Annotated in this window: 11 protein-coding genes; 7 read left to right on the top strand and 4 right to left on the bottom strand. The window is 38.6% G+C overall.

Translation table 11 applies throughout. The annotated features are described in order from the left end of the window. Positions 1-298: 298 nt before the first annotated feature. The 6 genes from F6K18_RS18570 (at position 299) to F6K18_RS18545 (ending at position 7,420) form a co-directional block, all read left to right on the top strand. Positions 299-2,839, top strand: a complete 2,541-nt coding sequence (locus tag F6K18_RS18570; RefSeq protein ID WP_287522760.1) for a glycogen/starch/alpha-glucan phosphorylase — start codon at positions 299-301, stop codon at positions 2,837-2,839. 422 nt (positions 2,840-3,261) lie between these two features. After that, positions 3,262-4,380: a transposase gene (locus F6K18_RS18565; RefSeq protein WP_287522759.1), complete on the top strand. Its 1,119-nt coding sequence runs from the start codon at positions 3,262-3,264 to the stop codon at positions 4,378-4,380. Positions 4,381-4,813: 433 nt separating this feature from the next. Further along, a complete protein-coding gene (locus F6K18_RS18560; protein ID WP_287522758.1) occupies positions 4,814-5,614 on the top strand; it encodes a class I SAM-dependent methyltransferase in 801 nt (266 codons plus the stop codon). Beyond that, complete coding sequence (locus F6K18_RS18555) at positions 5,614-5,772, top strand: hypothetical protein (protein WP_287522757.1); 159 nt, start codon at positions 5,614-5,616, stop codon at positions 5,770-5,772. The genes F6K18_RS18560 and F6K18_RS18555 overlap by 1 nt, the downstream gene beginning before the upstream one ends. A 735-nt stretch (positions 5,773-6,507) precedes the next feature. Beyond that, positions 6,508-6,924, top strand: a complete 417-nt coding sequence (locus tag F6K18_RS18550; RefSeq protein ID WP_287522756.1) for a XisH family protein — start codon at positions 6,508-6,510, stop codon at positions 6,922-6,924. A gap of 160 nt (positions 6,925-7,084) precedes the next feature. Then, positions 7,085-7,420 carry a XisI protein gene (locus tag F6K18_RS18545; RefSeq protein ID WP_124143062.1) on the top strand — a complete coding sequence of 112 codons (336 nt, stop codon included), beginning with the start codon at positions 7,085-7,087 and terminating at the stop codon, positions 7,418-7,420. A gap of 228 nt (positions 7,421-7,648) precedes the next feature. Here the strand turns inward: F6K18_RS18545 and F6K18_RS18540 are convergent, their stop codons facing one another. From F6K18_RS18540 to F6K18_RS18525, 4 genes are all read right to left on the bottom strand, one after another. After that, entirely contained in the window at positions 7,649-7,897 is a 249-nt protein-coding gene (locus tag F6K18_RS18540; protein WP_287522753.1) for a hypothetical protein, read from the bottom strand. A gap of 186 nt (positions 7,898-8,083) precedes the next feature. Next, a complete protein-coding gene (locus tag F6K18_RS18535; RefSeq protein ID WP_287522752.1) occupies positions 8,084-8,236 on the bottom strand; it encodes a hypothetical protein in 153 nt (50 codons plus the stop codon). A gap of 52 nt (positions 8,237-8,288) precedes the next feature. Further along, on the bottom strand, positions 8,289-12,155 hold the full coding sequence (locus tag F6K18_RS18530; protein ID WP_287522750.1) for an AAA-like domain-containing protein: 3,867 nt from the start codon (positions 12,153-12,155) through the stop codon (positions 8,289-8,291). A gap of 471 nt (positions 12,156-12,626) precedes the next feature. Further along, positions 12,627-12,803 carry a hypothetical protein gene (locus F6K18_RS18525; RefSeq protein ID WP_287522748.1) on the bottom strand — a complete coding sequence of 59 codons (177 nt, stop codon included), beginning with the start codon at positions 12,801-12,803 and terminating at the stop codon, positions 12,627-12,629. Positions 12,804-13,233: 430 nt separating this feature from the next. On the opposite strand from F6K18_RS18525, the gene F6K18_RS18520 reads away from it, so the two are divergent. Beyond that, on the top strand, positions 13,234-13,833 hold the full coding sequence (locus F6K18_RS18520) for a DUF2059 domain-containing protein (protein ID WP_287522747.1): 600 nt from the start codon (positions 13,234-13,236) through the stop codon (positions 13,831-13,833). Positions 13,834-14,023 lie beyond the last annotated feature (190 nt).

Here is a 14,023-nt window from a genome sequence, read left to right as displayed (position 1 = left end):
CATCTATATGGTAAAGCTTGAATAACTATAAAAGCAGACTCTAGGCAAATGTTATAGGAATCTAAAAATCCATTAGCTAGTCTAACTGGATGAAGAAGTTTCCTTATAGAATATAGCAGTCGAAGCAAAGGGTGTGGACATTCCTAAATGCTCAAACCCAGTCATAGATTACTTCTAACTTTTGACTTTTGACTTTTGACTTCTGACTTGCGCTATAGCTCCTGTGTGGTAAAGCTAATTACTACATTTGTCTTTCTACTACAGAAAAATTAATAACGGTTAAATTTATGGAGGAGTAATGAATCAATATATCAACCCTACTACTGAAAATCAAATTCAGGTAGAAGACGATCGAACTGGCATGAGTGTCACTACTCTCAGACGTGCCCTAGCAGATAACCTGTTTTATTTGCAGGGGACTTATGAGTCCATGGCAAAACAAGATGATTTTTATCGTGCTCTGGCTTATACTATACGCGATCGCTTACTTCAACGCTTTCTTTCTACAATTCGTACTTATAACGAGAAAGATGTTAAAGTTGTATATTATCTCTCTGCTGAATTTCTCATGGGTCGTCACCTGGGTAATAGTTTGATTAACCTGGGAATTTATGAAAAAATTCGTCAAGCTATCACCGAATCAGGGTTAGATTTAGATGAACTACTGGAACAAGAAGATGACCCTGGTTTAGGAAATGGTGGTTTGGGTAGATTAGCAGCTTGTTTTCTGGACTCTTTAGCTACTTTAGAAATTCCAGCTATGGGGCACGGTATTCGCTATGAGTTTGGCATTTTCACCCAAACTGTACAGGATGGTTGGCAAGCAGAAATTCCTGATAAATGGTTACGTTTCGGGAACCCTTGGGAAATAGCTCGTCCTGCTGAAAAGGTAGAAATCAAGTTTGGAGGTCATACAGAAGGATACCATGATGATAAAGGGCACTATCGAGTAACTTGGGTTCCGGATGAAACTGTAATTGGTATCCCCTATGATACCCCTGTTCCTGGCTATAAAGTGAATACTGTAAACCCTCTACGTTTGTGGCGAGCAGAAGCTAGTGTAGACTTTAAATTTGAAGAGTTTAATGCTGGAAACTATGACGGTGCAGTAGCAGATAAAATGAGTTCGGAGACGATCTCCAAAGTTCTCTATCCTAATGATAATACCCCTCAAGGTAAGGAACTCCGTCTGAAGCAACAATATTTCTTCGTTTCTTGTGCTTTGCAAGATATCATCCGTAGGCATTTATCCCACAACAAAAATCTAGATAATTTATACGATAAAGCAGCAATTCAACTGAATGATACTCACCCTGCTGTGGCGATCGCGGAGATGATGCGCTTGTTAATTGATGAGTATGATATGGACTGGGAGAGAGCTTGGCATATTACTCAACATACTTTTGCCTACACTAACCATACTTTGCTGCCAGAAGCATTAGAGCGTTGGGCAATTAGTTTGTTTGGTCGCCTTCTCCCTCGCCATCTAGAAATTATCTATGAAATTAATCGGCGCTTTTTAACTCAAGTGCAAACTTGGTTTCCTAAAGACCAGGAATTGCTTGCCCGGGTTTCTCTGATTGAGGAGGGGGGTGAAAAATCTGTGCGAATGGCTAATTTGGCTACTGTTGGTAGTCATGCTGTCAATGGAGTAGCAGCACTGCACACAGAATTGTTGAAAAAAGGTGTGCTTAAAGATTTTTACCAACTTTTCCCAGACAAATTCTTCAATAAGACTAATGGAGTGACTCCCCGTCGTTGGGTTTTACTGAGTAACCCCAAACTTTCTGCTCTATTCTCAGAGAAACTTGGAGGAGATAGTTGGTTGCGAGATTTCGACCAACTACGGCAACTAGAAAAATATGTTGATGATGCAGAATTTCGGAATCGTTGGCGAGCAATAAAGCAAGAGAATAAGGCTAAGTTGGCAGAGCGCATTCTCAAGCATAATCGGATTGAGGTGGATATTAATTCTCTATTTGATATTCAAGTCAAACGTATTCATGAGTACAAACGTCAACATTTGGATGTATTCAACATCATTACTCTGTATAACCGCATTAAGCAAAATCCAAACATTGATATTCCACCCCGCACGTTTATTTTTGGTGGCAAAGCTGCTCCTGGTTACTATATGGCTAAGTTGATTATTAAATTGACTAATGCCGTTGCTGATGTAGTTAATGACGATCCTGATGTGCACGGTCGCCTGAAAGTTGTCTTCTTGGCAAACTTTAATGCTTCTCTTGGTCAGATTATTTATCCTGCTGCTGACTTATCCGAGCAAATTTCTACTGCTGGTAAGGAAGCATCCGGAACTGGTAATATGAAGTTTGCCATGAATGGAGCTATGACTATTGGTACTCTTGATGGAGCTAATATCGAAATTCGCGAAGAAGTTGGAGCAGAAAACTTTTTCTTATTTGGTATGACTGCTCAAGAAGTTTTCGATCTGAAAGCTCAGGGTTATAAACCTCTGGAATACTATAATACTAATGCTGAACTCAAAGCAGTAATTGACCGAATTGCTAGCGGTCACTTTAGCAAAGGTAATCCTAATTTATTTAAGCCTTTGATTGATTCTTTACTGTACAATGACCAATATATGCTACTAGCTGATTATCAAAGCTATATTGAATGTCAGGAGCGGGTTGGTAAAGCTTTCCAAGACCAGGAGAAATGGACGAAGATGTCTATCTATAATTCTGTTCGCATGGGTAAATTCTCTTCTGACCGAACAATTATGGAGTATGCAAAGGAGATTTGGGGAGCACAACCAGTCAAGATTGACCAAGAAACTTATACTCAAGATAATGCTGGTTTGAAGGTAGATTCTTAAAGAAGCACTTCAGCGGTTAGCATTCAGCAATCAGCTCAATACTGTAGGTTGGGTTAAGCGGCAGCGCAACCCAACAAAAATTAACAGGACTTACGCAAAGACACTGTGTATAGAGTCCAGTAACTATTGGACAATAGTTATGAGTACTATATATAGCGTATCTGCGTAAGTCCTAATTAAGTGTCTGTTGGGTTTATCCTACAGTTAACGAAGTCATAGGTCAGAAGTTATTTTTGTAACGGGGATTTGAGCAACTCTCCAAAAATATACTGAATTTTGCCCCCCTAACCCCCCAATTCTGGGGGCTATCAACAGTATCAAAATAATTGGATAAAATTAAACATAAATAGACATTTACTATGATATACTAGATTGATGTCTAACTTCATTCAACTATTCAAAGAGGTGGCTAATAAATTGAAATGCAATCAATCAAGACTAAATTAAAAGTTAATAATCAACAAAAAACAATACTTGCTAAACACGCTGGTGTAGCCCGTCATGCTTATAATTGGGGATTAGCAACTTGCATTTCTGAATACGAACAAACAAAGAAACGCCCTAGTGCTATCACCCTACATAAACGTTTAGTTGCTGAGGTTAAATCAATTAATCCCTGGTATGATCAGGTATCGAAATGTGCCCCTCAACAAGCATTAAGAGACTTAGAGAGGGCATTTAAAAACTTTTTGACGATTCCTCAACGTGGATTTCCGCAGTTTAAGAAAAAAGGGAAAAAAGATAGTTTTTATCTAGAAGGAAGTATTAAAATCTGCCAAGGAAACAAGATAAAACTACCAAGAATAGGAATAGTAAAAACTTACGAAATCTTACCTTCCGTACCAGTCAAAAATGTGAGAATATCTAAACGGGCAAATAATTGGTACATCAGCTTTAAATATGATAATGAACCAACCCATACTGCCAAAAAACGAGATGTTATCGGTGTAGATGTTGGTATAAATACTTTAGCAACTTGTAGCGATGGCACACCCAATGCCCACCCTAAAGCCTATCAGCAAGCCAAAAAACGACTAACTCGTTATCAACGCCGTGTCAACAAAAAGAAATTTGGCTCTGTTAACAGAGCCAAAGCCGTAAAAAGACTTGCCATACTTCACAAAAAAGTAGCTGATATCAGAGCAGACAAACTCCATCAACTCACAACATGGTTAGCTAAAAACCACAGCACCATAGTAATTGAGGATTTGAATGTCAGTGGAATGCTCAAAAAGCGGTGCGACCCCGCGACGACGTCAGTCGCACCTGGTAGCGCACCAAGACATCATAAACTAGCAAGTGCCATAGCAGACTGTGGGTTTTATGAGTTCAAGGGTCAACTTACATACAAATGTGAATGGTTAGGTAGTGAATTAGTCATAGCTGATAGATTTTATCCAAGTTCTCAAATATGTTCTCACTGTGGGCATCAACAGAAAATGCCATTAAGTGTGAGGACGTATGAATGTAGTGCCTGTGGTTTTACTGCTGACAGAGACTTTAATGCTGCTGTCAACCTAGAAAACTATGTAAGTCAGTAGGTGGAGTTCCCACCGATTTGAAGCCTGTGGAGAAGATAAGTTGCAGACAATAGTCAGTGGTCTTCTGGGAAACAGGAAGCTAGCTCCAAAGCTCATGCAATCATTCATGGGTAAGTTTGGGTAAGTTTAGTAGAACGGAACAAGAATCTATTAACTGGTAAAAGTCCCCCTTTATTGATCCCCCTCCCGTCCCCCTTGGAAAGGGGGAAGCCAGAGGATGCTGCGCTTTTTGTTGAACGGGGGATTTGGGGGGCGCGTGATGTAGCAAATGAGACTTTTCAGACAACCTCTTAAAAAGCGGGGTTTTAGACCAATGTTATTTTGATAACCTGCGTTAACTTTCCTTAACCCAACCAGCAAAACTATAAAGCATTTATTATGCTAAAATATTCTCTATTTTTATACCATATATTATTCTGAATTACTGAAAAAAATGCAAGACAAAATTTTAGCTAAAGAAAGACAATTCCACGATATCTGGGCATCAACTATTGATATAGAAGGTATTCGAGTAGTTGATTATTTTGAAAGTTGTACTGCTCCAGAAAATAGATTTATCCTCCAACAAATGGGGGATTTAACTAATAAATATTTGTTAGATTTAGGCTGTGGTGCAGGGGAAAATAGTGTTTATTTTGCTAAAAAAGGAGCGCGGTGTGTGGCGACTGATTATTCTCCTGGAATGGTGGATGTTGCTGTTAAGTTGGCTGAAACAAATGGGGTACAAATTGAGGGTAAAGTTATGGATGCAATGGCTTTAGAATTTGCCGATAATACTTTTGATTTTGTTTATGCTTCTAATTTATTTCACCACTTACCAAATCCCAAGTTAGCAATTAGAGAAATGCACCGTGTTCTTAAACCTGGTGGTAAAGCTTGTTTTTGGGACCCGTTGAAACATAATCCTGTGATTAATGTTTATCGGCGTATTGCTACAAAGGTTAGAACTGAGGATGAAATGCCTCTGGATATTAATCTTGTTGATTTTATTAAATCTCTCTATTCAGAAACAGCTTATGATACATTTTGGTTGGCAACTTTGTGGATTTTTTTAAAGTTTTATTTGATTGAAAAAGTTGACCCTAATAAAGAACGTTATTGGAAAAAAATTATTATTGAACATCAAAGATTAGAACCAATGTATCGGAAATTAGAAAGATTAGATGGGGTATTAAAAAAATTGCCTTTAATGAAAAGATTTGCTTGGAATTTAGCAGTAGTTGCAACTAAATAGTGCAGAAGGAAGAAGGAAGAAGGAAGAAGGAAGAAGGAAGAAGGAAGAAGGAAGAAGGAAGAAAGGGTTTAGTTAGGGTCTGCGTATGGAAAGTCTTTTTGCTCTTTGTAGGAGACAGCTATACTGGAGACAGCTATACTGGAGAAATGGGAATGTAGAGGAGGTAGGAGCAAGAATTGTCTCTCAATTTTTCTGCCATAATCATCCTAAAATACCAGCATGCATGAGCTTTTTCCACCAAAAAGTTGGTACTTTTTTCAACGCTAAAACGCTAAAACCTTTATCTGTAAATACTTTTAGAATTAATCAGCAAGCCCTAGTTATCTAAGAAAGAAGGAAAAATGTCGTGTTGTCTGAGTTTTAAGCTTTCGATTATAGTATAAAATAATATAGCAATCCTATTTTATTTGTGTCAAAAATCTTACTGCTTTTTAGGGAAAACTTAACTGGGAACAGGGAACAAGTAAGAGTTTCAGTTTTTTTATTTACTTTTTGATTTGTCACGACCTATTTAGGATTGCTATAGTCAAGTATTGATGTAATATCATGTCCGGATAATTAGTTATAAAAAAACTTTCTCCTTCTTCTCCTGTTGTTCTTCTTTATTACCTCTTTCCTCCTGACTCCTGACTCCTGACTCCTGAGGACTCCGTAGTTATTTATTTATCACTGTTTAACCGGACATGATATAAAATTATGCCAATTTTAAAAAATAATGTTACGAATAGTAAAAGGAATAAAAAGACAAATGTAGGATATGCTCTTTGACAAAAACGATGATTTACGACCTAAAAAACGCTTTAAATAGTATTCATTCTGACTCCTGACTCCTGACTCCTGACTCCTAAGAAATATCCTAGCTATTTGTAGCAAACATTTATCAATTTGGTATTATGCCTGCTAAAGATATCTTCCATGATGCTGTTAAAAACGCTTTAATCAAAGAAAATTGGACAATTACTGATGACCCCCTTTATCTAGAATTTGGTGGTGTTGATATGTATGTCGATCTGGGTGCTGAAAAACTTATTGGTGCTGAAAAAGAGGGAAAACAAATCGCAGTTGAAATCAAAAGTTTTCTTCGACAGTCCCTAATTTCCGAATTTCATAACGCCTTGGGGCAATTTATTAACTATCGAACAGTATTAAGGAGAAATCAACCAGGCAGAACTCTCTATTTAGCTGTGTCTGAAGATGCTTATGAAAGTTTTTTTACTCTTATTTTTACCCAAGTAGTAGTTGAAGAAAATGAAATTAAATTAATTGTCTATGATGCTAAAAAAGAGGTGATTGTGCAATGGAAAAGTTAGCTAAATAGGGAACAGTTAACTGGGAACAGGGAACAGATGGGAGTTTCAGTTTTTTGATCTACTCTTTGATTTGTCACAACTTATTTAGGATTGCTATAGTAGTTGAAGAAAATGAAATTAAATTAATTGTCTATGATGCTAAAAAAGAGGTTATTGTGCAATGGAAAAATTAGCTAAATATCGAGAAAATATTAAAAAGATTATTACCGACTATAGTCAATATAAACCATCTTATGGAGAGATAGAAGTACAAGTTATTTTTGATGAAGAACGCGACCATTACCAATTAATAAATGTAGGTTGGCACGGCAATAGACGAGTACGGGGTTGTGTATTACAAATAGATATTAAAAATGAAAAAATTTGGATACAACATGATGGTACAGAAATTGGTATTGCTAGTGAATTAGTAGATTTAGGAGTACCATCGTCAGATATTGTTCTAGCTTTTCACGCACCCTATAAACGAAAATATACAGGTTTTGCTGTGTCTTGAAAAGGAAAAAAAAGACAGTTTCTATGCAAAACTGAACCTACTGTATAATTGTCAACGTTCGGAGGATATTTTGGTAATATAGCAATGAGCGCTGGTATATTTACAAATTGTAGTAGGGGCAAAAGAGCTAGAAGTCTTATATGATTCCTACGGAATGCTTGCGCAAACGGCAATTTATTCCCCCTGTTCCCAGTTAAGTGTTCCCTGTTCCCTGCGCACAGCGCTATATCATGTCCGGATAAGAGCGTGATCAAAAACTTTCTCCTTCAACTCCAGTTCTTCTTCTTCCTTCTTCTTTCTTCCCTCCTGAGGAGGTGACTTCCCCTCCTGGGAGGGGGAGGGGCGAGGGGTGGGTTGACTCCTGAGGACTCCGCCGTTATTTATAGCAATGAGCGCTGGTATATTTACAAATTGTAGTAGGGGCAAAAGAGCTAGAAGTCTTATATGATTCCTACGGAATGCTTGCGCAAACGGCAATTTATTCCCCCTGTTCCCAGTTAAGTGTTGCCTGTTCCATGCGCACAGCGCTATATTTATAATATCATGTCCGGATAATTAGTTATAAAAAAACTTTCTCCTTCTTCTCCCGTTGTTCTTCTTCCTTCCCTCTTTTCTCCTGACTTCCCCTCCTGGGAGGGGCGAGGGGTGGGTTGACTCCTGATATCATGTCCGTTTATATCGTTTGTGTAAACCCAAGGGTGAATATCTACAGGAAATGATGGTTTTTTCTTGCGAGGGTAGCCTTCTTCCCTCTTCCCTCTTCCCTCTTTCTTCTTCCTTCTTCCTTCTTCCTTCTTCCTTACCTTTGCTATACAAGACCGATGCTACCGGACATGATATGACTCCTGAGGACTCCGCCGTTATTTATTTATAACTGTTCAACCGGACATGATATAACACCGTCACACAAATGGCGATCGCTTTCACTAACATTAGGATTATTTTCGAGGTAGTCGCGCATCCAGTTGCAACCCCATTCATGGAGGCGATCGAATTTCCAAACGTTCCACAATTTTACTGTTTTGTCACGACTTGCAGTTGCGATCGTCTCTCCATCCGGACTAAATGCTACACCCCAGACCCAATTCTCATGGCCGGTGAGAGTCTGCAATAATTTCCCCTGTTGGTCCCACAACTTCACTGTTTTGTCACGACTTGCAGTTGCGATCGTCTCTCCATCCGGACTAAATGTTACACCAAAGACCCAATTCTCATGGCCGATGAGAGTCTGCAATAATTTCCCCTGTTGGTTCCACAATTTCACTGTTTTGTCAGAACTAGCAGTTGCTATAGTCTCTCCATCCGGACTAAATGCTACACTATTAACCAAACTCTCATGGCCGATGAGAGTCTGCAATAATTTCCCCTGTTGGTTCCACAATTTCACTGTTTTGTCAGAACTAGCAGTTGCTATAGTCTCTCCATCCGGACTAAATGCTACACTATTAAACAAACTCTCATGGCCGATGAGAGTCTGCAATAATTTCCCCTGTTGGTTCCACAATTTCACTGTTTTGTCAGAACTAGCAGTTGCTATAGTCTCTCCATCCGGACTAAATGCTACACTATTAACCAAACTCTCATGGCCGATGAGAGTCTGCAATAATTTCCCCTGTTGGTTCCACAATTTCACTGTTTTATCCCAACTAGCAGTTGCGATCGTCTCTCCACCGGGACTAAATGCTAAACCAAAGACCGCATCCTCATGGCCGATGAGAGTTTGCAATAATTTCCCCTGACGGTTCCACAATTTCACTGTTTTATCCCAACTAGCAGTTGCGATCGTCTCTCCACCGGGACTAAATGCTAAACCAAAGACCGCATCCTCATGGCCGGTGAGAGTCTGCAATAATTTCCCCTGACGGTTCCACAATTTCACCGTATAGCTAGCACTTGCAGTGGCAATAGTCTCTCCATCGGGACTAAATGCTAAACCAAAGACCGCATCCTCATGGCCGGTGAGAGTCTGCAATAATTTCCCCTGACGGTTCCACAATTTCACCGTATAGTCAGCACTTGCAGTGGCAATAGTCTCTCCATCGGGACTAAATGCTAAACCAAAGACCGCATCCTCATGGCCGGTGAGAGTCTGCAATAATTTCCCCTGACGGTTCCACAATTTCACCGTATAGTCAGCACTTGCAGTGGCAATAGTCTCTCCATCCGGACTAAATTCTAAACCAAAGACCGAATTCTCATGGCCGATGAGAGTCTGCAATAATTTCCCCTGTTGGTTCCACAATTTCACTGTTTTATCCCAACTAGCAGTTGCGATCTTCTCTCCACCCGGACTAAATGCTAAACCAAAGACCGCATCCTCATGGCCGATGAGAGTTTGCAATAATTTCCCCTGACGGTTCCACAATTTCACTGTTTTATCCCAACTAGCAGTTGCGATCGTCTCTCCATCCGGACTAAATGCTAAACCAAAGACCGCATCCTTATGGCCGATGAGAGTCTGCAATAATTTCCCCTGTTGGTTCCACAATTTCGCTGTTTTGTCAGCACTAGCAGTTGCTATAGTCTCTCCACCCGGACTAAATGCTACACCAAAGACCGCATCCTTATGGCCGATGAGAGTCTGCAATAATTTCCCCTGTTGGTTCCACAATTTCACCGTATAGTCAGCACTTGCAGTGGCAATAGTCTCTCCATCCGGACTAAATGCTAAACCATTGACCTCATCCTCATGTCCCTGAAGGCGGTTAAGTTCTCGGTACTTTCCATCATCTATATATATAGCTTGACTCAGAGCATCTATTATCTGCATTTTGCTCTCATCCTGGGGTTGGAATATCTCCCTAGCGAGTGGTAGTTGTTTAGCCACTCTCAATGCTTGCAACAACCCTTCAAAATGTTTACCAGAGTTAGACAATAATTTAGAAGTAATACTTTTACCCACTGCTTCCGCTTCTGCCAACTTCAGGTCTGCTATCTGCTTCGCTTCTTCTAATATCTGATTTGCCTTTAACTGAGCATCCAACTTTACCTGTGCTTCCAACTTCTCCAACTCGATCGCCTGTTTCTCCACCTCCTGAGCAGCAGCTAAAAATTGATAGTCGCGATCGCTCAGACTTTTATCCACAGACCACGCTAAAGCATCAGTCAATGCTTGACCCCGTAACAGTCGCGACTCATCTTTACATCCTGACTCTTCCCAAGCAGTAAATGCTTCTGAGTAGGGACGCAACTTTTCCAACTCTTTTTCTACCCACTGGAGATTAAACACTTCTTGATAAATACGGTTAGCAACCTGCAACCGCTGTTCCTGTTTTACTACTATACCTGTAAGACGGAGTTCCATTTGGTTGGGGTTGTCATTTGCCTGGATGTGGGATTCCCTAACCCCTCCCAGGAGGGGAATATTGGGAGTGTGGGGAGTATCACTTCTGAGTTCTGAGTTCTGAGTTCTCAGTTCTAAAGTGTGGGGAGTATCACTTCTGAGTTCTGAGTTCTGAGTTCTCAGTTCTAAAGTGTGGGGAGTATCACTTCTGAGTTCTGAGTTCTGAGTTCTCAGTTCTAAAGTGTGGGGAGTATCGCTTCTGAGTTCTGAGTTCTCAGTTCTCAGTTCTAAAGTGTGGGGAGTATCGCTTCTGAGTTCTGAGTTCTCAGTTCTCAGTTCTAAAGTGTGGGGAGTATCGCTTCTGAGTTCTGAGTTCTGAGTTCTCAGTTCTAAAGTGTGGGGAGTATCGCTTCTGAGTTCTGAGTTCTGAGTTCTCAGTTCTAAAGTGTGGGGAGTATCGCTTCTGAGTTCTGAGTTCTGAGTTCTCAGTTCTAAAGTGTGGGTGATTAAAATCTGCTGATACAGACCTAATAACCGACTCGCCCGTTTTTCATTCACCAACAGGCGATCGCGTATTGTCTTTAAATGTTCTGGGTCATCATGTACTTGCCAATTGTCTATTATTCTCTGTCTGAGCAAATTGGCGACCCATTCTGCCTCTTGGTCATCTGGTACAATTTCTGGACTATCCTGAATTAATTTACAAACTTTCTGGGTCAAAAATGGTTGGCCTCCGGTCCAATCTAAAATTACCTCCATCAATTTATGAATATTGGTAGTTTTGTTAATTAAACCTTGTGCTAATGGTTCGACTTCAGCTAACTGAAAACCTGTTAATTTTATGGCTCTACCAATATTAAAAGGAGTACGTTTTTTATCTTTAATTAAATCTGCGGGAGTTGCGACTCCAATCATGGCAAAAGTTAACTTTTGATAATCAGAATTATCTGCTCGTTTATTGTAACAATCTCGGACAAGTGCGAAAAAGTCATCAATGTTAAAAGGTAGGCTGATTGTACTGTCTATTTCATCGATAAAAATTACAATTTGTTGGCAAATAGAAGGCAATAAGTTTTGACTAATAAATTTACTAAACCGTTTGATATTGGAAAGTTTGTTATTGCCTTCCCAAAATTCTTCAATATCAAAATCATCGTCTAAATTTAAGGCAGTTAAAATAGTATCAATAATACTGGCGTACCATTCTGAAGGGGTAATATCATAAATGCCAATTTCTGTCATATCAATGCTGACACAGGCAACGTTTTCTTGTTTTAAGCGTTGCATTGTTTTGACTCGCAAGCTAGATTTTCCCATTTGCCGGGAGTTTAATACATAGCAAAATTCTCCATTTTTTAAACCTTGATATAAGTCTTCATCTGCTTGTCTTTTGACATAAGTTTTGGCATGAATTGGCAGACTTCCACCGATGTAGTATTCGTAATTATTCATAGTTAATTTGAAGAAGGAAAAGGGAAGAAGCAAGAAGCAAGAAGTGGATAGAAATTCCCACCCTAACCTGATAGCTCAAAGCTTTTAGTTGACAGCTAGTTATACCAATTTCATAAAATATTGCAAAGGGTGAGGACACACTTAACTGGGAACACCGGAGCTGGGAACAGAGAAAGAAAAACATAAATATTAAAGAGGAAAAAAGGTGGAAATTTTAGAATTTATGGAATTTATAATTTTTTCTTTTAAGAAGAAATCACAAATTAAGATGTAACTGCCTTTGCGTGAATTTGGTATTAAAGTATTAATCTTTAGATTTCCACCAATAGACTAAAGCATCATAGCAATATTGTATGAAATTGGTATAAGTTAGGGCTTGCTGATTAAATCTAAAAGCATTGACATATAAAGAAAAGTGCCTTTTTGGGGTCGAAAAAAGTGCGCCTATTTCAGTCATTAACGCTCAAAAAGTTAGTATTTTAGGCGCATAGTTGGGCAGAAAAATCTAGGGACAATTCTTACTTCTACCTCCTCGCTCCCGACCCATTTCTCCTGTCTCCTGTCTCCTACAAAGAGCAAAAAGACTTTCCATACGCAAGCCCTAGTTAGCTTGTTGAGTTTGGCGATCGCTCTACTCAAGCTACTCAAAGGTTAGCTCCGCCTCAATTTATTAGAGTATGATATTCATCAATCAGATACACCTATTTTTATTCTTTTTATTTTGATTCTTTTCTGCTTCCTAAAATATTGATAATTAAACCTTGCAAAAAAATCATTATGTTATAATTATTATACCAATTTCATAAAATATTGCAAAGGGTGAGGACACACTTAACTGGGAACACCGGACCTCGGAACAGAGAAAGAAAAACATAAATATTAAAGAGGAAAAAAGGTGGAAATTTTAGAATTTATGGAATTTATATTTTTTTCTTTTAAGAATAAATCACAAATTAAGATGTAACTGCCTTTGCGTGAATTTGGTATTAGAATCAAGAAAAAGAAAATATTGGAGTTAAGGCTTCATTTTTGATTATACGTCTACCTCTAATCAACTTAAATTAACTTAATTTGACTCATGTTAAAACAAATATTCCTAATTAGTTTAACTTCATCATTGTTTTTCCTAAATTCTGAAGTTTCTAACCCTCAAATTTTTCCTAATTATTCTGAATCTAATCTGAGAGTATCCCAGAAAACTTCTACAAGAAAACAACAACTGATCGATCGATATTTGGAACTTATAGGAGGCGAAAAAACATTTCAAGAAGTAATTCGAGCTATGTTGTCTCAAATGGAACAACAATTCAGTTCTATTTTAACTTCTGAATTAGTTGAAAATCAACAACTTTCTCCCGAAGAAAGGCAACAAATTACAAATAAGCTCAACCAAGAAACAACCAGTATTATCCGGAAATCTAATCAGATGTTTCTCGAACGTATTAGCTATCAACAAATTGTTGAAGAAGTTTACTATCCTATCTATGATAAATATTTTACAGAAGAAGATTTGCAGACATTAATTGAATTTTATCAAACTCCAACCGGAAGAAAAACTATTGAACTTCTGCCACAATTGTTTCAAGAATCTATGCAAAGAACAGCTCAGGTACTCAACCCAAAAATTAAGAGTGTTATGCAAGAGATTATCGCTGAGGAATTACAACGTATCAACTAATACCATTTCTCAAAAACTTTTCTACATTTTGTTGAGTAGGGGAGTAGAGGGGTGGGGGAGAAGTAAAAAGTAAGAATAATTCATATTAACTGGGCTATTTTTAGCAAAAAAGTGATTCTATCTGTTGTGATTAATTAATAACTGAAGTATTACCCAAGTATAGTGTTACTTTTAGGAATTGGTATAATAC

The organism is Okeania sp. SIO2C2 (assembly GCF_010692625.1).
In the GTDB taxonomy this organism is placed as follows: domain Bacteria; phylum Cyanobacteriota; class Cyanobacteriia; order Cyanobacteriales; family Microcoleaceae; genus Okeania; species Okeania hirsuta.
The sequence above is the reverse complement of the archived record's forward strand: the minus strand, read 5'-3'. Positions and strand labels throughout refer to the sequence as shown.